This window comes from Coprococcus eutactus (assembly GCF_025149915.1).
Lineage (GTDB): Bacteria > Bacillota > Clostridia > Lachnospirales > Lachnospiraceae > Coprococcus > Coprococcus eutactus.
In genome coordinates this window covers 393,651-412,700 of record NZ_CP102278.1, presented here as the reverse complement: position 1 = coordinate 412,700, position 19,050 = coordinate 393,651, and the positions used below count along the sequence as shown (strand labels likewise).

17 protein-coding genes are annotated in these 19,050 nt (G+C 43.9%); 1 reads left to right on the top strand and 16 read right to left on the bottom strand.

Translation table 11 applies throughout. The features are described 5' to 3' along the window. Positions 1 to 45: 45 nt before the first annotated feature. Complete coding sequence (locus tag NQ536_RS01730; RefSeq protein ID WP_004851793.1) at positions 46 to 966, top strand: helix-turn-helix transcriptional regulator; 921 nt, start codon at positions 46 to 48, stop codon at positions 964 to 966. Between the two features lie 12 nt (positions 967 to 978). On the opposite strand, the gene NQ536_RS01725 is transcribed toward NQ536_RS01730, so the two are convergent. From NQ536_RS01725 to NQ536_RS01650, 16 genes are all read right to left on the bottom strand, one after another. Further along, a complete protein-coding gene (locus NQ536_RS01725) occupies positions 979 to 2,004 on the bottom strand; it encodes a LacI family DNA-binding transcriptional regulator (protein WP_004851794.1) in 1,026 nt (341 codons plus the stop codon). A gap of 56 nt (positions 2,005 to 2,060) precedes the next feature. Beyond that, positions 2,061 to 4,262: an alpha-galactosidase gene (locus NQ536_RS01720; protein WP_004851796.1), complete on the bottom strand. Its 2,202-nt coding sequence runs from the start codon at positions 4,260 to 4,262 to the stop codon at positions 2,061 to 2,063. A gap of 35 nt (positions 4,263 to 4,297) precedes the next feature. Continuing rightward, positions 4,298 to 5,095, bottom strand: coding sequence for a hypothetical protein (locus NQ536_RS01715; RefSeq protein WP_004851797.1), 798 nt, complete (start codon positions 5,093 to 5,095; stop codon positions 4,298 to 4,300). 263 nt (positions 5,096 to 5,358) lie between these two features. Further along, on the bottom strand, positions 5,359 to 7,122 hold the full coding sequence (locus tag NQ536_RS01710; RefSeq protein ID WP_044998097.1) for a phospho-sugar mutase: 1,764 nt from the start codon (positions 7,120 to 7,122) through the stop codon (positions 5,359 to 5,361). A gap of 110 nt (positions 7,123 to 7,232) precedes the next feature. Beyond that, the gene (locus tag NQ536_RS01705) at positions 7,233 to 8,957 is read right to left on the bottom strand and encodes a phospho-sugar mutase (protein WP_004851799.1); all 1,725 of its coding nucleotides are present in this window, start codon (positions 8,955 to 8,957) and stop codon (positions 7,233 to 7,235) included. Positions 8,958 to 9,334: 377 nt separating this feature from the next. Further along, positions 9,335 to 11,071 carry a phospho-sugar mutase gene (locus NQ536_RS01700; RefSeq protein ID WP_004851802.1) on the bottom strand — a complete coding sequence of 579 codons (1,737 nt, stop codon included), beginning with the start codon at positions 11,069 to 11,071 and terminating at the stop codon, positions 9,335 to 9,337. A gap of 29 nt (positions 11,072 to 11,100) precedes the next feature. Beyond that, positions 11,101 to 11,712 carry an NUDIX hydrolase gene (locus NQ536_RS01695; protein WP_004851803.1) on the bottom strand — a complete coding sequence of 204 codons (612 nt, stop codon included), beginning with the start codon at positions 11,710 to 11,712 and terminating at the stop codon, positions 11,101 to 11,103. 625 nt (positions 11,713 to 12,337) lie between these two features. Beyond that, positions 12,338 to 13,201: a metal ABC transporter permease gene (locus NQ536_RS01690; protein WP_004851809.1), complete on the bottom strand. Its 864-nt coding sequence runs from the start codon at positions 13,199 to 13,201 to the stop codon at positions 12,338 to 12,340. Next, a complete protein-coding gene (locus NQ536_RS01685) occupies positions 13,167 to 13,892 on the bottom strand; it encodes a metal ABC transporter ATP-binding protein (RefSeq protein ID WP_004851810.1) in 726 nt (241 codons plus the stop codon). The genes NQ536_RS01690 and NQ536_RS01685 overlap by 35 nt, the downstream gene beginning before the upstream one ends. A 49-nt stretch (positions 13,893 to 13,941) precedes the next feature. Beyond that, the gene (locus NQ536_RS01680; protein ID WP_044998098.1) at positions 13,942 to 14,964 is read right to left on the bottom strand and encodes a metal ABC transporter substrate-binding protein; all 1,023 of its coding nucleotides are present in this window, start codon (positions 14,962 to 14,964) and stop codon (positions 13,942 to 13,944) included. 173 nt (positions 14,965 to 15,137) lie between these two features. Then, positions 15,138 to 15,431 carry a hypothetical protein gene (locus NQ536_RS01675; protein WP_015534692.1) on the bottom strand — a complete coding sequence of 98 codons (294 nt, stop codon included), beginning with the start codon at positions 15,429 to 15,431 and terminating at the stop codon, positions 15,138 to 15,140. Between the two features lie 95 nt (positions 15,432 to 15,526). Next, positions 15,527 to 15,952 carry a Fur family transcriptional regulator gene (locus NQ536_RS01670; RefSeq protein ID WP_155803863.1) on the bottom strand — a complete coding sequence of 142 codons (426 nt, stop codon included), beginning with the start codon at positions 15,950 to 15,952 and terminating at the stop codon, positions 15,527 to 15,529. 84 nt (positions 15,953 to 16,036) lie between these two features. Beyond that, the gene (locus tag NQ536_RS01665; RefSeq protein WP_004851818.1) at positions 16,037 to 16,858 is read right to left on the bottom strand and encodes a class I SAM-dependent methyltransferase; all 822 of its coding nucleotides are present in this window, start codon (positions 16,856 to 16,858) and stop codon (positions 16,037 to 16,039) included. 117 nt (positions 16,859 to 16,975) lie between these two features. Continuing rightward, entirely contained in the window at positions 16,976 to 17,575 is a 600-nt protein-coding gene (locus tag NQ536_RS01660; protein ID WP_004851819.1) for a TetR/AcrR family transcriptional regulator, read from the bottom strand. Positions 17,576 to 17,765: 190 nt separating this feature from the next. After that, a complete protein-coding gene (locus NQ536_RS01655; RefSeq protein WP_044998187.1) occupies positions 17,766 to 18,272 on the bottom strand; it encodes an RNA 2'-phosphotransferase in 507 nt (168 codons plus the stop codon). 201 nt (positions 18,273 to 18,473) lie between these two features. Continuing rightward, positions 18,474 to 19,031 (bottom strand): NUDIX hydrolase, encoded by a 558-nt coding sequence (locus NQ536_RS01650; RefSeq protein WP_004851824.1) that lies wholly within the window; start codon positions 19,029 to 19,031, stop codon positions 18,474 to 18,476. Positions 19,032 to 19,050: the final 19 nt, after the last annotated feature.

The window sequence follows — 19,050 nt, the reverse complement described above, 5'->3', positions numbered from 1 at the left end:
ATGATTGTTTAATAATTGTATTATTATGGATAGGAGGTGGTTTACATGTTAGCTAAAGAATTAATTTCCTGCACTGTACTGTCAGGTTACAATATTCAGAAAGATATTGACAACGCAAGATTCCACAGTGCGTTCTTTACATATGAAGAATCAATGATTAACGATGGCCTGATTCATCTTCTTGCCAGCGGCGATAATTCTTTTGCTTATTCATGCAGTTATACCTTCTCTTTCATCCCGTGTTACCATTTCTTCTATATATATGAAGGAACTCTTACAGTAACATCAGGCAGCAGCAAATCATCATATTCCAAGAATACAGCCGCACTTTTTGAGGCAGGATCAGAAATAACATACGCCACGAACGGCAAGTGTCGTTTCTACGAGGCATTCATCCTCGGAGCTCCGCTTCGCCTGTATCACGAGTTTCTCCCCGAATCCATATATTATAAAAAGGACTCTGCCGGAGCCTCTGTACTCTGGAGCCATCTTTCACTGATAAGCAGACTCCAAGGGGAGTTGTCTGCCACCGATATTTTCAGAATTTCCAAATGGTTCAATGATATCCTGACCGAATTATGTGTATTTATTGAAAACTCATCCAAGAAGATGGATTGTGTGCCTTCTTACCTTTTATCGGTAAAGAATCAGATGGATAAAAACTACGCCGAACCGCTGTCGCTTGATGACCTCGAGGCAACTTACAGGATCAGCAGATACAGGATATGCAGAGAATTTTCATTTCACTTCGGTGAATCACCTATGCGCTATCTCAACAGTCGCAGGATCGATGCTGCCAAAAGGCTCCTTCTCACAACAGATCTGTCCGTCCACGAGGTCGGATCCCAGGTTGGAATCGAGAACACAAACCATTTTATAAATCTGTTCAAAAAAGACACCGGTACAACTCCGCTGTCTTTCAAGCAGGCTGCACCGGTGTCTATTTCCGATTTGCATTACAATTGATATGTAGTTTTATTATCGTTCTATTCTGGCAACGCTATCCTTTATCACGATTCGTCCATCCACGACAAATATGCCATCAGTATATTTTTCGTTGGATATCTTTTTTATAATCTTATGCAGGGTTCTCTCTGCCATCTCCTGCATATTGATCTCGTATGTGGTCACGCCTATATCGCAGGTTCCAGGATACAAGTAATTATCAAACCCCACAACGGACACATCCTCAGGAACTCTGTAGCCCACAGCATTGAGTATCTTTATGAGCGTAGCTGCCGCAAGGTCACAGTTGCACACAAACGCTGTAGGCATATTCCCCGGAAGTTTGAAGCAGTTCTCCTCGTCAAACTGCCCCGTCTTCACATCTCTGTCCGGAATAACCCAGTCTTCTCTGAGCGGAATACCATGCTCCAGCAATGATTTTACATAACCCAGATATCTGTCAGTTATACTGTTCGTTGAACCTATCGTGCCAACATATGCAATATCTCTATGTCCCATATCATGCAGATAATTAGTCAGCATATAGCTTCCATAGAAACTGTTTGCTATAACCGTGTCTATCGGCCTCGAATTGTCATAGTAATCCACATATTCTATAGGAACCTTGGCTGTCTTCTCCAGCTTTTCCAGGTATTCCTTACCCATGGAACCTACAACAACTATTCCATCAACCTTGTCATCCTCCAAGAGCATAGGCATATCAGCGTTCAATACACTATCTCTAGTAACAAACTCCAGCATAGTAAAGCAGCCTCTTGTCACCGCCTTTTTGTTAAGCACCTGATATAACTGCCAATAGAACGATGGATACTTTCCAAGGTATATCTCTTGAATGAGAACACCAATATTATACTTTTTCTTTGCCGTCTTCTTTCTGATCTCAGATGGTGACTGATATCCCATCTCATCTGCCAACTGTTTGATCTGTGCTCTGAGTTCCTCGCTTACACCCTTCTGATCTGAAAGTGCTTTTGAGACCGTCACGGTACTCACGCCAACAATGGCAGCTATGTCTCCTAATTTTACTGATTTTGCCATAACTAGTCCTTCTCACTTAAATTTTACGTGGTTAAACAACTTAATTTTATTTTATTTTAAGTTAAACTATTGTCAAGCACAAAGTGATAAAGTCTGCTCATATAATCCCCACGCATATCTTCCACAAGCATCCCGGCATTCATCAGAAGATCTCCCCCATACACTTCGTCCGTGCCATCAAGTCTGTAATCTGCAGCCGCGTAAAGCCCTAAAAGTTTTATCTTTCTGCTGTGCATATTAGGTCTTCCAAGCACCTGAACGTAAGTCACCAATGCCTCACTCTTATCCTTTGCAACAACCATCCAGCAATCATACAGTCCATTTTCCCTGTACGATGCAACCCTATAATAATCACCCTCCCTTACAAGATCATTATATTTATGATACATAGAGACCTGCTCAGGGATCATCGCACGTTCTTCTTCACTTATTTTTGTGATATCGAGCTCATAGCCAAATGTTCCCGCCAGAGCCACATGTGCCCTGGTCATAAAAGGTGTACTCCTTCCAACTGTGTGATTAGGGCAATCCGACACATGGGCGCCCATGGTCGAAAGCGGATATATCAGTTCCGTTCCCTCCTGTATAGAAAGTCTCTCTATGGCATCCGTGTCATCGGAGCACCATATCTGCGGACTGTAGAAAAGCATGCCAGGGTCAAATCTTGCACCACCGCCCGAGCAGTTCTCAAGCAAAAGATCTGGAAAATCGTTAACAAGGCGCTCTTGCAGCTCATATACTCCAAGCACATACCTGTGAGCCAATTCTCCCTGCCTGTCTCCGGTGAATTCTACGCTGCCAATATCCGTGAGCTGTCTGTTCATATCCCACTTAACATACTCAATATTTGCGGATGATATCACGTTATGCACACATTCATACACGTAGTCTCTAACTTCTTTTCTCGAGAGATCAAGCACGTACTGATTTCGCGATAATGTAGCCGCTCTCTCCGGAACCGCAAACGCCCAGTCAGGATGCTTTCTGTAAAGTTCAGAATCAGGAGAAATCATTTCAGGCTCCATCCATATTCCAAATTTCAGCCCCAGCTTATTCACCTCATCAACAAGATGTTTCAAACCGCCCTTGATCTTGTTTTCATTTACAAACCAGTCTCCAAGACTTGTGGCGTCATCATTTCTATGTCCAAACCAGCCATCATCCATGACCAGCATCTCTATTCCATGTTCTGCCGCACTCTTTGCTATCGCAAGGAGCTTATCGGTATCAAAGTCAAAATATGTAGCCTCCCAGTTGTTGATGAGGACAGGTCTCTTCTTGTGAAGATATCTGCTCCTTATCATGTGGCATCTGTAAAAATCATGAAGATTTCTAGTCATCTGTCCAAGTCCATCATGGCTGTATGTAAGCACAACCTCAGGCGCTGTAAATGTCTCTCCAGGCGTGAGCCACCACTCAAATCCCTCTGAATGTATGCCCATGACTGCGCGTATGGAATCAAACTGTGATTTCTCTATCTGTGCGATGAAGTTACCCGAGTACACAAAATGCATTCCATATACATCACCCGTAGTCTGATCTGTACCCTTTGTCATCCATGCCATAAACGGATGGTCCTGGTGGGATGACTCACCGCGGAGAGAGCTTACACTCTGCTTGCCATAAGCTATCGGGCGTCTCTCGATCTGTCTCTCCCTGGCCCATGAGCCGTGGAGAGTGAGCATCTCAAAATCCTCGTCATCCATGTCTATACATGCAGAATATACCTTTGTGAGCCTGATATCCTTATCACCTGCATTTTTCACACTCACACTTCTGGTTATAACATCCTCATCCTCAAACACAGAATATATCAGGTCAACATCAATGCCACATCCCCCATCCATCATATGGACAACGAGAGTCTGAACCTCCTCTTCTCCCGCAAATGATGCCGGAAGGCCACTAATCCCCGGCTTTCCATTTACAATATCGTAATCCACAAATTTCAAATCAACGGTTCTGCTGCCATTTGCGGTCTTTACTGCAATACAACTCTCCCTGTAGTCTCCTATTCCATTTCCGGAATACTCTGTCGGAAATGTGTCCATAAATGAACATCTCTCCCTGTTATTCTTGGACGGAACAAAAGGAGCCTCACACGTTCTCAAAAACTGATCACATTTCTGCGGACGAATCTTCTGTCCATAATATATATGTCCGACAAACCCCTCTTCATCGGCGATTCCGATCCGGTAACTCGTGTTTCTCGTATCAAGTTCAAATATTCTGTTTGTCTCATCATATCTTATGCTCATATGTATCTATAGTCTCCTCGTTTTATTTATGGGTATCACTCTCTGCTTATGTATTCAAGAAATTCAAGTGCAAGATCCATATTCTTGGCATTCTCACCAAATCCCACTGCAGCATCCATTTCATACCAACCGGTATCCTTCACCCAAGAATTATCACCGATCTTTATTCCGACAGGTATCTTCTCACCCGTTTCAATAACCGTTGCATACACAAACGAATCTTTATACTTTTCTTTCAGTTCATCAGTCAGCACCTTATCAAGATCCTGCATATATCCGAACTCTCCAAAACTCATGACAAGGTCTGTGTCGGCAAAGAACACGTCCACCGCATTCGCCATGAATTTGTTCTGCATAAGCTGTAGACTATCCTGGCTCATGGCATCATTCGGATCAGTTGACACGCCGATTCCTGTACTTATACTGACATATTCCTTCTCCGCATCAAGACCGTTTTCACGGAGGAATTCCTCATAATACTCCTTGTCATTCGCCGCGGATCCCTGTTGTGTAGTGTTGACCGCAAGGATATTGAGCGCAGCAGATTCCGCCGTAAAATGTTTTACGACAAGGAATACAACGATGCCAACAACAACAAGTGCAAATAGAGCCTTCGGGGCATAATACTCCAGTATGTATTCCCTTTTCTGCTGTTTGTTCATAAGACTGAGCTTCTGCTTCTCAGACATATGCTCATCCACATCCAAAACGCTCTCCGGCTCTCGCTTCTCTTTTTCATCGGTTTTCTCATCTATGATATGTCCAGCGATACTTTTTACATTTTTCTTTTCTATTTCTTTTTCTATTTCTTTTTCTTTTTCTATTTCTGGCATATGATCTCCTATACTACTCCTATCCGCGTTTACCGCACACCGCAGTTACTTTATACATTGTAGCATTTTTTAGTTAATTTTTGAACAGATTTTTAGCATTTTTAACTATATTTTACTTTTACAAAAGGGACCTCAGCCTCAAAGCCGAGATCCCTCTTGTTCAGCGCATTGGCTGGAAAGTGCATTTGTATGTTAAATTTTGTAGTATATGGAAGGAATGTTTTTATTTTTCGGCAGTAAATTCTGCCATATTTTGTGACTATTTATTTAACAAGCTCCTGCACACATGCTTTCATCTCGTCTATCTTTGACATGGCATTTTTTAGGCTGTTTTCATTCACGCCAAAGTAGAATTTGATCTTTGGTTCGTTTCCGGAAGGCCTAACCGCGAACCACGCATTATTTTCCAGCTCATAGTACAGCACGTTCGACTTTGGAAGGCCCATATTCTCCTCCTCACCATCAAGCGGCTTGCGGATTCCGCTCACATAGTCTCTCATGCCGGTAACTTTGATACCTGCAAAGGTCGTAAGTGGATGGTTTCTGAAGTTCTCCATCATCTCCTTAATCTGTGCTGCACCATCTACACCCTTTAGAGTTATCCCAAACGCACCTTCAAAGTAATAGCCATATTTGCGGTAAACCTCTTCCATGGCATTACAGATGGTTTCTCCCTGCAGCTTATAAAACGCTGCTATTTCACATAAAATGACAACGGCTGCGCAGGCGTCCTTGTCACGAGTGTAGTCTCCTACCAAACATCCAAAGCTCTCCTCCATTCCGAAGATGAACTTGTATGTGTTGTTCTTCTCAAAAAGAAGTATCTGCTCACCTATGTACTTGAATCCGGTGAGTGTCTCTATATATTTCAGGTTGTAATTCTCTGCTATCGCCTTTGTAAGATTGGTGCTGACAACCGTGTTACAGATAGCTCCGTTTGCCGGCAGCTTGCCGACTGCCTTCTGCTCGCGGCATACATATTCTGCTATCAGGGCACCTGTCATATTGGCATTGAATCGGACATATGGATATGCAGGATCATCTGCAAATTCCGTGTCCTTCCAGATTCCCGTGCTGTCCTTGACGTATATTCCAAGTCTGTCTGCATCAGGATCTGTGGCCATGATAACGTCCGCATCAACCTTCTTTGCCAGTTCTATTCCCATGGCAAATGCTGATGGTTCCTCCGGATTTGGTGACTTGACTGTACTGAAGTCTCCGTCAGGAACAGTCTGCTCCTCTACAACATATACGTGCTTGAAGCCAAGTCTCTTGAGCACTTCTCTTACAGGTACATTCCCTGTTCCGTGAAGTGGTGTGTATACTATCTTGATATCGTCTGCAACCTTCGGAATGATGTCGCCGTGGATAGTCTGCTTTATGAGCGCCTGATAGTAGTTCTCATCTACGCTTGCAGGAACCATACAGAACAGACCGTCTGCAACCGCCTTGTCCTTGTCCATGGTCTTGACATCCTCGTATCTCTCAACATCCGCCACATGCTTCAGGATATCCTGATCCTGAGGGGATACGATCTGGCTGCCGTCCTCCCAGTACACCTTATAGCCGTTGTACTCAGGTGGATTGTGGCTTGCTGTCACCACGATTCCGGCTATACATCCAAGCTCTCTCACTGCAAATGAAAGCTCAGGTGTAGGGCGGAGTGCATCAAACACATAAGTCTTTATACCATTTGCGTTGAGACACAGAGCTGATGCCTCCGTGAACTCTGCTGACATATTTCGACAGTCATGTGCAATTACTACACCTCTCTTAGCAGCCTCAGGGCCAACCTCAAGTATGTATTCAGCAAGGCCCTGTGTAGCCTTTGTAACTGTATATATATTCATTCTGTTGGTTCCAGCACCCATGATTCCGCGCATTCCGCCGGTTCCAAATTTCAGATTCTTGTAGAATCTGTCCTGGATCTCTTTGTCATCATCTGCGATACTTCTAAGCTCTTCCTTGGTCTTCTCATCAAAGCAGTCTGACTCAAGCCAGAACTTGTATTCGTCCATGTAACCCATCTTTTTTGCCTCCACCTTGTAATTATTTTTAGTCGCGACCGCGATCTTCGAACCTATTTTCTGCTGACATTTATTTGCCAGCTATTTCGTTTCTTACCAATCATCCCGTTTTACGAGAACATCGCCTTCACATTTGCTGCAAGCTCGTCAAGCTGCTCTGCCGCATCCTCCTGAGAGCTTCCCTTTACCCCGAGGTAGAACTTGATCTTCGGTTCTGTGCCTGAAGGTCTCACAAGGAACCACGCGCCATCCGCAAGCTGGTAATATATCATGTTGGACTTTGGAAGAACTGCCGCTTCGGATTTGCCTGTTGCGGCGTCTGTCTCTGTTCCAAGCTTGTAGTCGTAGATCTTCTCCACACTGTAAGCGCCGACCTTCCGGACCGGATTATCTCTCAAAGTCTGAATCATAGACTGTATCTTTGCAGCGCCCTCACGTCCGTCAAACTTCATAGTCTGAACCTTCTCCTTGTAGAATCCATATTCCTGCCATAGCTCAACCATTCTGTCCCACAGAGTCATTCCACGGTTCTTGTAGTATGCCGCAGCCTCACAGAGAAGCATCAGCGTTCCAACCGAGTCCTTGTCCCTTGCATATGTGCCAGGCAGACAGCCAAATGTATCCTCAAGCCCGAACACATAATTGTGTTCACCTGTCTGCTCGTAAGCTCTCATTCTCGATGCTATATTCTTAAATCCGATCAGGTTGTTGCAGTCACAGAAGGTGTCGTACTTCTTACATATCTCCTTGACCATATTGGTGATAACAACCGTAGTTACAATCGCCGGATTCTCAGGCAGTCTTCCGCTCCGGGATCTCTGCATCAGCACGTAATCACAAAGGATCGCACCGAACATATTGCCCGTAAATTCTTTATATTCATTATTCTTGCTGTCATATCCATACATCCCAAGTCTGTCCGCATCAGGATCTGTGACAAGTATAAGCTCGCCGCCGACCTTCTTCGCCAGCTCAAGACTCAGGGCATACGCCTCTGCGCCCTCAGGATTTGGGGACTTTACAGTTGGGAAATTACCATCCTGAACAGCCTGCTCCTCAACGACATGTACATCCTTGAAACCAAGCTCGCTGAGAACTCTTGTAACAGGCTTAAGGCCTGTTCCGTGGAGCGGAGAATATACGATCTTCAGATCTCCCGCCTTCTGAATCTCCTCCGGATTCATGACAAGCTTGTGAAGCTCTCCTATATATGCGTCATCGATCTCCTGACCGATCACATTCAACAGTCCTGCATCTATTGCAGCGTCCTTGTCCATAGTCTTAACCATGGAGAAATCTTCTATATTGTTGACCTCTGCAATGATCTCCTTATCCTGTGGAGATACGATCTGGGCTCCGTCATCCCAGTAAACCTTATATCCGTTGTACTCCTTTGGATTGTGGCTTGCCGTTATATTCACGCCGATATTACAGTGCAGATATCTGACCGCAAATGAAAGCTCCGGTGTCGGGCGGAGTGCATCAAACAGATACACCTTCACACCATTTGCACACAGGCAGAGAGCAGTTTCAAGCGCATACAGCGATGCATTGTTTCTGTTGTCAAATGCTATAGCTGCCGACGGCTCTGATATTCCGAGCTTTGCCAGATAATTTGCTATTCCCTGTGTCGCCATGCGGACTGTATATATGTTCATGCGGTTTGTTCCCGCTCCCATCACGCCTCGAAGTCCGCCTGTTCCAAATTCCAGATTTGTATAGAATCTGTCCTCAATCTCTTCTGCATTATCTCTGATACTGATAAGCTCTTTCTTTGTGTACTCGTCAACCTGGTCACTGCCAAGCCACATCTCATATTTCTGTTCTGCATCCATACTTAGATCCCCCTTTTTTCCAAACTACTAATCCCTGTTATACCGATGTATATTCAACGCACACTCTCTTGTCTTATGCTTGTTTTATGCTTGTCATATGCCGTTTTTGTCGCAAAACACTGTCTGACCAGCTTGTTTTCGCATATTTTGTTTAGTTCTTTTTTAGCTAATTTTACTTAATTAAATATTAGATTAATGCGTTTTTAATTTCAATATTTAATCTTGCGTTTTATATCACTTTATTGCGCAACGCAAAAAATTCTCCCCAGACAGCCTTTTTGTGCTGTCCGAGGAGAATTTTGTATCTTTTTCCAGAAAAACACCGCTCTCTGCGATAATTTTATCGTTATCAATTACCCAGCAAATTACTCCGCCAATTATTCTGCAAGCTTATTGAGCTTCTCAACAAGTGCAGCCTGAAGAGACTCAAGCTTTGCATCGGCATCCTCAAGGCTTGTTCCCTTGATTCCGTAATATAGTTTGATCTTTGGCTCCGTACCTGATGGACGTACGCATGCCCACGCGCCATCCTCAAGGTCATAGTAGAGAACGTTGGACTGTGGAAGTCCTGACTCTGTTACTACTCCTGTGGCAAGATCTGTGATAGTATTCTTCTCGTAATCACGAACCTTGAGAACCTTGAGTGTATCTATCTGAGTGATGGACTCTGATCTAAGTGAAGACATGATCCTTCTTATCTTCTCTGCTCCCGTAACACCCTTGAGTGTTATTGTGTAGAGACCTTCCTTATAGTATCCGTACTTCTCATAGAGATCGAGCATGTGATCCCACAGAGTGATTCCCTGGCTCTTGCAGTATGCAGCAGCCTCGCAGAGACACATAACCGCAACCGGAGCATCCTTGTCTCTGGCATATGTTCCAACCAGGCATCCGTAGCTCTCCTCCATACCCATCACAAAATTGTATGAGTTATTCTGCTCGAAGAATTTTATCTGTTCACCGATGAACTTAAAGCCTGTGAGAACCTCGATGAGATTTACATTGTAATCTGCCGCCAAAGGGTCAGCCATATTTGTAGTTACAATAGTCTTGACCATCGCCGGATTTTTCGGCATAAGACCGCATTTTGCTCTCTCTCTGAACTGATACTCGGCGATTATAAGTCCCGACATATTTCCTGTAAATGGCATGTATCTGCCAGTCTTTGTATCGAGCGCGTATATTCCAAGACGGTCGGCATCCGGGTCTGTCGCAAGAACGATGTCCGCATTTTTCTCCTTTGCCAGTTTAAGTGCAAGCTCAAATGCCTTTGGATCCTCCGGATTTGGATACTCAAGTGTTGTGAACTCGGGATCTGGAAGCTCCTGCTCGGGAACAATGTATACGTTCTTGAAACCAAGCTCGGACAGAACTCTCTTTACAGGCACAAGACCTGTTCCGTGGAACGGTGTGTACACGATTTTGATATTCTCCGACTGTTCCTTGATGATCTCCGGATGGATGATCTGCTTCTTGAGTTCCTCCATATATGCGTCATCTATCTCTGCACCTATGATGGTAAGAAGCCCCTTATCTAAGGCTTCTCGCCTATCCATAGTCTTTACTGCGTGGAAATCTGTCACAGCCTTGACTTCTGCAATGATCTCTCTGTCTTTTGGCGCCGTGATCTGTGCGCCATCCTCCCAGTACACCTTATAACCATTGTACTCAGGTGGGTTGTGACTTGCTGTTATAACGATGCCGGCTGTGCATCCAAGTTTTCTGACTGCATACGAAAGCTCCGGTGTAGGTCTGAGCGACTCAAAAAGATAAGCCTTGATTCCATTTGCACATAGGCAGAGAGCAGCCTCAGCGGCAAACTCCGGTGAATACTTTCTTGAATCATACGCTATTGCTACGCCCTTCTCCTGGGCATTCTGCTTTACTATAAAGTTTGCAAGTCCCTGTGTTGCCTTACGAACAGTGTAGAAATTCATTCTGTTTGTTCCGGCCCCGATAACCCCACGTAGTCCACCGGTTCCAAATACGAGATCACGGTAGAATCTGTCTTCGATCTCGGCGTCATCGCCAGCTATAGCTGCAAGTTCTTTCTTTGTGTCATCATCGAAATAATCATCTGTCATCCAAAAATCATATGTGTCTCTGTAACTCATTTTAAACTTCTCCTTTTATTCGACGTCTTCTAACTTTTAAGGAATCCCAGCGGATCTCCATCCGAGAGAAAATGTGTCATGAGGTATGCTCCCCTGAGGGATACCTGTTCCTCTGTCAAGATTCTCCTGACCTCAGCGCGGTCTGCCAGTATGACCTGAATGTCCTCTGTACTCTCCTTGCTGTCAAGATTTGGTGTTCCTGTCACCGTGCCAAATACTGCGCAGCTCATCTCATCTGTAAATCCCGGTCCCATATAGAACGGTCTTCTATAGAGCTCTGCCCCGCCCTCATATACTTCAAGGGAAAGCCCAGTCTCTTCCTTCATCTCTCTGACCGCCGCCTGTGCAGGAGTCTCATCTCCATCCACAAGTCCCGCAGGAAGCTCATATATGTACGCATCAAGAGGATATCTGTACTGCTTTATGAGTACAAGCTTTGGCTCATTCTCAGTCGTCACGCCATATATGACTATGCCCTCCGGTCTTACATCATGGGTCTTCAGCTTTATATTGTTTTCTTTGTTCCTTGAAGCAAAGTAATAATTGAAGTCTTTTCCATCTGTGTCAACCGCATCTATATGATAAAGATTGAGGAACGGATTATCCGTAAGTTTCTGCACATCTCTGTATTTCTCTTTCACTTCATCGCTTCCCTTCTATGTATTTTAATGTATTCAGCCGACCATACATTCGCAAAACCGCACGGTTCCCGTGCTCTTTCGCTGCTGCGCAGCTATTTTGCTCACTGTATGGGGCGGTGACTCTATTCGAGTCACCACAGGATAAGAACACCTGATTCTTACATGCAAGCATGTCGAATCCGCTGTTCTTATCCTGCACGGCTGAATATTTACCTTTATTCAAAATTAGCACAGTTTTCATAATATATCAAACTATTTTTTAGGTAATTTTATCATTTTTTAGCTATTTTTAATGTTTTTTAATATACTTGCGACATTTTGCCATATTTTCTCAAGTTAACCCACCATTCGACAAACTTTTTTCGCTGGCACGATCCTAACTCACCACTTGTACAAATAAAATCCGGACATTTTAATCTGCCCGGATTCTACATAACATTATGCTGTTTATATTCTACTGATCATCTTCCGATATCAGTTGATATTCTGCATCTCTCAGCCTGCAATAATAAAATGTCTGTCCAGCCTCTTCTGTGTAAGTTTCAAATACTCCCGTCACTACAACCTGGCTCTGATCCGCCGGGTAATCATCTGGATATACGGCATCTCCCCCGAGTTTATATTCTTATCTCCTCATCACTTTCCCTGCTATACTGTTAAATGCAAATATAACCATATCGCATGCAACGATCGTAGATCCTACCGGTATTGAAAATAATATAGATACCAGCATGCCGGTCAAAGTTCCCACAACTGACAGTACAGCCGAATATAATACCACTGACCTGAAGCTATACATAACTCGCATTGCCGAAAGTGCAGGGAATACCAGAAGTGCCGTGATGAGCAGGGAGCCCACCAGGTTCATCGCAAGCACTATTATCACAGCGATTATCACAGCTAGAGCCAGATTATATGCCCCTGCATTTTTCCCGATTGCTCTTGTAAAGCTCTCATCAAATGTGACCGCAAATATCCTGTTATAGAACAAACAGAAAAACACTATTACACATATTGACATCACTATACACAACCACACTTCTCCCATTGTCAATGTAAGTATTGAGGTTGAACCAAACAATGTAGAGCACACATCACCAGATACATTTGCTGACGTGGAAAACACATTCATTATCAGATAACCGACAGCAAGAGCTCCGACGGACATCATAGCTATAGCTGCATCGCCTTTAAGCTTTGCATTTTGCCCTGACATAAGTATGAGAATTGCAGCAGCCACAGTCACCGGCATTACTATGACCGTGTTATTTGTCAGTTTCAGGACTGAGCCTATAGCCATTGCACCAAATGCTACATGAGAAAGACCATCACCAATAAATGAGAATCTTTTAAGAACCAATGTTGCACCAAAAAGTGACGAACACAAAGCTATAAGAACTCCAACGATAAGCGCATACCTGACAAATGGATACTGCATATAGTAAGTTAATTTATTAATGAGCTGCACTTTGTCCACCGCCTTTCTCATATTCTACTGAAATGATATCCCAATATCTGCTGTTCTTATATTCATCTCTGCTACCCCAGAATGAGCCTCCATTATGCATATGAAGTACATGTCTGGCGCAATCTATTGCCCTCAGATCATGTGATATCATGATCACTGCCACACCATTTTCATTTAACTGCTGTATCATCTGATAGAACTGGGCCGTCGCGACTGGATCGAGGCCAGTTACCGGTTCGTCAAGCAGAAGAAGATTCTCAGTTGCACACAAGGCTCTCGCCAGAAGGACGCGCTGCTGCTGTCCTCCTGACAAATGCCTGTAGCATTCCCTGCGTATATTCCATATCCCAAGTCTTTCAAGCTGAGATTGTGCAAGCTGCTTTTCCTTTCTGCCATAAAAAGGACGCGCTCCACACTTAGTCAGTGCGCCCGACAAAGCTACCTCCCATACAGTCGCAGGGAAATCCTTCTGCACAGGTGTCTGCTGCGGCAGATAGCCTATATCATGCGATGTCAGATCATCGCCAAACTTTATCTCTCCTGAAACCGGTTTCAGCAGCCCAAGTAGAGTTTTTACCAAGGTACTCTTTCCCGCTCCGTTCTCTCCAACTATACAGAGATAGTCTCCCTTGTCTATACTGAAATTAAGACCTGACGCAACTGATCTTCCATCGTACCCGACTGCCAGGTCTTTACACGTTATATATGACATTTGTTTTCTCCTATTCCTTTAAACATCAGTCTATCTAGTTAAGCCGCAATTAATTTAACGCCTGAGACAGTACATTCAGGTTATCTTCCATCATGTTCAGATATGTCTCTCCATCAGCCATATCCTCTGCGGTTACAGACTGCATTGAGTTCATTGTCAGTATCTCCTGATTCTTTGACTCGGTCGCGTTCTTTATCGACTCTGCTATATTGTGATCCGCACCCTCTATCGTCAAAATAACCGGAAGCTTTAACTCATCCACCTTATGCGCAAGGAATGTTATTGTCTCAAAGCTTGCCTCCGACTCAGCACTGCATCCCACAAATGCAGCATAGTAAGTAAGCCCATAATCATCCGCCATATATCGGAAAGGGAATCTATCGCCAAACAGGATCGCCTGACGTTTTCCCTTAGATATAGTAAGCGCATATCTTCCGTCAAGATCATTGAGCTTATCCACGTACTTGCCTGCATTCTCCACATAATCTTCCTTATTTGCCGGATCAATCTCCTGTATATTTTCAGACAAAGCATCAGTAAGTGTTACCGCATTTCTCAATGATAGCCACACATGCTCATCATTCTCAGGCCCTTCCCCTTCTTCGGTTTCCTCTTCCTCCTCTGCCTGCATGCCTGGAACTACCTCTTCGACTTTGACTGCAGTTCCCAAAGCGTCAAGCATATTTACAACCTTCATATCCTTATTAGTCGCTTCTTTCAGGGCACTTTCCACCCAGCCGTCAGACTCACCGCCAACATACACAAACATATCTGCGTCAGCTATCTTTGCTATATCCTCTGCAGTTGGCTGATAGCTGTGAAGATCCGTGCCCTGATCAAGCAGCATAGTAAGCTGAAACTTGTCGGAATCATCGCCTATAATATTGCGGATCCAGTCATACTGAGGAAAAGTCGTACATACAATGCTATATGCCGCAGCATTTGCCGCATTTTTGGGCACACTTTCCTCTTTCTGATCAGAATCTGCTGCCATCCTTGATGCTCCGCAGCCACAAAATGCTGAAACAGTAAGTACCGATGCCATAACAAGGCCAAATATTCTATTTTTCATAATGATCAATAAACCTCCGAATTGATTGATAAAATTGACAGGCATATTTTGATGCCTATAATTGGGTAAATTTAATAAACTGCCTCTAGATCAAAAACACCAATAATAAGTATTCGCCCTTATCTTTAGATGTATTTCCAGACGCAATTCTCAGTCAATATCCATACTTTAAATCAATTCAGTAATTCCACCTTCAGGGAAACGAGCGTATCGGTACAATACTCGTGGGTATACACCAATACAACTCCAAGTGTGAACACACTTAAGAACGCCAGGAACACTGGCGTAGTTGACATTGTCTTTATATTTGAAAGGAACTGTGCAGCCTGCTGCAAATGCATACATATAGGACATTCCTGCCCCGTACAGTCATGCTCCACATTACGCGCAATATAGCCGTAAGAGAAAAGTACTCCTGATACAAAGAACACTATAAGGATCCATGACATTATTCTCTTTTTACTCATTCTGCACACCTCCTTTTCATTGTAGGAATTTGGGGATATATAGTTTTCGTTGTGACCGTAACGATACAATTCCATCTGTAACAATCCCGTTTGGTTTAGACTACAGCGACTCCACAACGTCTCTGACAATCTTTGCAAATACCACATATCGACGATCTGTCACAGTCGATCATAAATCCATACCTCTCCTGAACTCCTTTAGCTATGTGATTCATGGTATCGCGGTCAATATGTATGACTCTTCCGCACTTAACACACTGCATATGAAGGTGCTCGTGACAACTATGATCAGCCTTTTCCATTCTATACATACTTGAACCACCATCAGCACTCTGATACTTTATCAATTTGTCCTGGGTAACCATGCGGTCAAGATTGCGATATACAGTTGTTGTATTCGCATCTATGCCATTCTCATCCAAATACACACTTACATCAGCCGCGCAAAACCCTCTGTCCTGCCTCTCAGTGGCAAATGCCTCTATAGCCTGACTTATTCTCGTTTTATACTCCCTCGCCATACTATCCCTCTTTTTGAATTTGCAAATCATTTGCATTTTTACTGTATAATAAATGGCTTTTAACTTTATGTCAACACTTTTTTATCACTTTTCCATCACTACTATCTTGTTTGATATATTGCTGACAAATGGTATTTTGCCAACGACTTTATATACCGGTATGAACTCAGCCATTCCTTCTACAAGACTGTGCTGTTCTATGTATCTGTATTTCGGTATGATCTCCGCCAGCTTCTCTCCATTTGGCACGCCCCAGGAGAACCTGGCATGGCTTCCATGGATGGATTTCTCCTTGATATGCTTTACCATGAACGGAGCCATAGTCTCTACGAACACCGTAGCATGAGTAAATTTCCTGTCTATTATGTCGAATATTTTCTTCACATCAGCTCCTGTGAGATACATCGTAAGCCCCTCTATGATGACCAGCACAGGTTCGCCGGCATACTCTACCATGTCAGCCCATTTGCCGTCCATGGCGGATTCCGCTATCTGGTACACCGGTCCGTCCTCCCGTAGGAACTTTGCCCTTACAGTCATGGTCTCCGGGAGATCAATGTTGTACCAGCCTTTATATTTACCCTCATTTCTATAGCAACGGGTATCAAGACCACAGGCGATATTCACAACCACAGCACCCTTGTGCTTTTTCAGGTATTCTGATACAAGCTTATCAAGCACTATAGTTCTAGCTATGACTCCGCTTCCCATCGCCATGTCTTTATCTGCAAGGGAAAAATCATAATCAAGACTGTCAACTATCTCTATGGCCTTGCCATCGTATATGGCATGATCCGGTTTTCTTGATTCTTTCGCTCTGGCATAGAGTGTCTGGAGCATTGTCTCCGGGACTCCCGTTATGTCTACCTTTGATCTGCTTACTGTATTGTTCTGTGTGCTAACCATTTTCTCATTTCCTCCTGCTTTTTAATTGTGCAAACGCATGAGAGGCGCTGCGCGCGGCATTTACATAAAATATAACATTTGTCTTGTTTTGTTATGTTCGTAAAAATAAGAGGTTCATCATCGATGAACCTCTTTCTTTAAACTCTCTATCAACTTTTCTGTACCGCCTGTGGCATGAATGCCGATCTTTTCTGTCAGATACATTTTCTTCTCCACATCTACATCCTCGTTCAGTATCGCCATGGCTCCTTCAAGCCGCATCTTCGCCAGCACGCGAACCAAAGTCTCATCCGGCTCGCATCCAAGCTGTGATCTGTAATATGCCGCAAATGAATGTCTCATGAACTCCTCAACCCTCTGGTGATAATTCTCATAGCAGCTGCCGTCAGCGCCATGCATGATGATCATTGCCTCTTCCCTGTGTGCCAGAAGGAATTGCATCATGATCTTGTCTGCATCTACGCCCGTGCCGGGGTTCTCAATCTCCCCCTTCATAAGTTTTCCAAGCATGACCTCGTATTGATTCACAAGCGGTTCGAGTATCGCCTTGAACAATGCCTCTTTACTCTCAAATGAAAAGTAGAAGGCTCCGGTGGTAACTCCCGCACTATTGCATATTCTTCTAAGGCTTGCCCTCTGGTAACCATTTTTAAGGAATTCCTCTTTACCTGCTTTTTTCAGTTTTTCTATCGTTTCACTGCGCTTGTCGTTTTCCATAACACATGTCATGTTAGCACAAACTAACCAATCTAACAACCGTTTTTTATGTAAAGTATTATTTGTAACGCCTTTCTTTACGCTCTGGCTTTTTTCCAGCTATCCACTAACTGACAGAGATGTAACCATTGTTCCTGACTTATACAAATTCTTACTTTTCCTACTATCCCCCAACTGACAGAGCTGTATTCTACTGCTTCTGCAGGTACTTCACCGGAACTGCTTTCGTAAGCCACACGCCATTCTTCGAAAGATAGAACTTATATCCATCCCTGTACATCTCTCCAGATCTTACAATATATAAAACCGGTTTTCCATGTCGCTGTCCCACCTTAAATGCTGTGTCTCTGTCATTTGACAAGTGGACATACAGACGGCTCTTAGGCAGAAGTCCCTCTGTTTCTATATCCTGTACATACTTTTCACCCGTGCCGTGCCACAATTCTTCCGGCGGACTCACCTCGTCCAGCTCGACATCAACAGGTATCGAATGTCCCTGATTTGCCCTTATAAGAGTCTTGTCTTCATTGAATGAATACCTCTGTTTCTTGTCAGCACGGACAATCTCTTCCAACATATCCATATCGATCGGGTGTTGTTCTCCAATACCAGACAACAGCTCGTCAACATTTGCCCAGCCATGCTCATCCAGACTGATTCCGATACTTTCTGGTCTGTGTCGAAGAATCAGACTCATAAAACGGCTGAGCTTATTTAAATATTTTTCATCGTATTCCACGCTCTTCTCCTCCAGTCAACTACAATCATCAAGATTCATTTGAGCCTTTTATTTGGATTATTTTTTCATAAATCACTTTACGATATCTGACAAACGTCAGCGCTTTTATAGGCATCTTCATCGTGAGCCAACGCTACATGCAAAATTCTTTCAGTAACTTTAACGTATTATTTCGTTAAGGTATTTCCCTACCGTCTCAAGCCCTCCAATCGGCACGCAAAACTTCTGGTCATGGTTCTTACATGCCTCATAGGTTTCCTCCAGATCAAACCAGCTCACGCCGTCCAGTTCTTCCTTCTGGATCGTCAGGTCTGCTATGTCCACCGGTTTCTGGTACACGAACACAAATGCCACCTCATTATCCCTGAACATTTTGCCGTGAAATTCCTTCTCATACTGTATTCTGAATGTTCCCGCAAAGTCAAGGTCAGAAGCCTCAGCCTTGATGCCAAGCTCCTCACCGAGCTCCCTGAGTGCCGACTCCAGAGGTTCATCTCCCGCCTGTATGTGCCCCGCCGATGAGGTATCATACCTTCCTGGAAATGAATCCTTATTCATTGCCCGCTTCTGCAGGAGAACCTTATACCTTCCATTCTCTTGCTTCGCTATCCAGATATGGGCAGTCCTGTGACATATGCCTTTTGCATGTGCCTCGCTCCTCTCCACTATGTCTCCAGTAGGGTTGCCCTGTTCGTCGCATATATCAAAAAGTTCCATTATTTTGTACCGTCCTTCT

What these genes read in the sequence shown, in the direction of transcription:
- NQ536_RS01710 (WP_044998097.1), bottom strand. Translation starts at nt 7,122, where the DNA reads ATGGGTTACATGGACGAATACAAGTTCTGGCTTGAGTCAGACTGCTTT.
- NQ536_RS01705 (WP_004851799.1), bottom strand. Translation starts at nt 8,957, where the DNA reads ATGGATGCAGAACAGAAATATGAGATGTGGCTTGGCAGTGACCAGGTT.
- NQ536_RS01680 (WP_044998098.1), bottom strand. Translation starts at nt 14,964, where the DNA reads ATGAAAAATAGAATATTTGGCCTTGTTATGGCATCGGTACTTACTGTT.
- NQ536_RS01655 (WP_044998187.1), bottom strand. Translation starts at nt 18,272, where the DNA reads ATGAGTCTGATTCTTCGACACAGACCAGAAAGTATCGGAATCAGTCTG.
- NQ536_RS01720 (WP_004851796.1), bottom strand. Translation starts at nt 4,262, where the DNA reads ATGAGCATAAGATATGATGAGACAAACAGAATATTTGAACTTGATACG.
- NQ536_RS01730 (WP_004851793.1), top strand. Translation starts at nt 46, where the DNA reads ATGTTAGCTAAAGAATTAATTTCCTGCACTGTACTGTCAGGTTACAAT.
- NQ536_RS01700 (WP_004851802.1), bottom strand. Translation starts at nt 11,071, where the DNA reads ATGAGTTACAGAGACACATATGATTTTTGGATGACAGATGATTATTTC.
- NQ536_RS01670 (WP_155803863.1), bottom strand. Translation starts at nt 15,952, where the DNA reads ATGGCGAGGGAGTATAAAACGAGAATAAGTCAGGCTATAGAGGCATTT.
- NQ536_RS01675 (WP_015534692.1), bottom strand. Translation starts at nt 15,431, where the DNA reads ATGAGTAAAAAGAGAATAATGTCATGGATCCTTATAGTGTTCTTTGTA.
- NQ536_RS01715 (WP_004851797.1), bottom strand. Translation starts at nt 5,095, where the DNA reads ATGCCAGAAATAGAAAAAGAAAAAGAAATAGAAAAAGAAATAGAAAAG.
- NQ536_RS01685 (WP_004851810.1), bottom strand. Translation starts at nt 13,892, where the DNA reads ATGTCATATATAACGTGTAAAGACCTGGCAGTCGGGTACGATGGAAGA.
- NQ536_RS01690 (WP_004851809.1), bottom strand. Translation starts at nt 13,201, where the DNA reads ATGAGAAAGGCGGTGGACAAAGTGCAGCTCATTAATAAATTAACTTAC.
- NQ536_RS01660 (WP_004851819.1), bottom strand. Translation starts at nt 17,575, where the DNA reads ATGGAAAACGACAAGCGCAGTGAAACGATAGAAAAACTGAAAAAAGCA.
- NQ536_RS01665 (WP_004851818.1), bottom strand. Translation starts at nt 16,858, where the DNA reads ATGGTTAGCACACAGAACAATACAGTAAGCAGATCAAAGGTAGACATA.
- NQ536_RS01650 (WP_004851824.1), bottom strand. Translation starts at nt 19,031, where the DNA reads ATGGAACTTTTTGATATATGCGACGAACAGGGCAACCCTACTGGAGAC.
- NQ536_RS01725 (WP_004851794.1), bottom strand. Translation starts at nt 2,004, where the DNA reads ATGGCAAAATCAGTAAAATTAGGAGACATAGCTGCCATTGTTGGCGTG.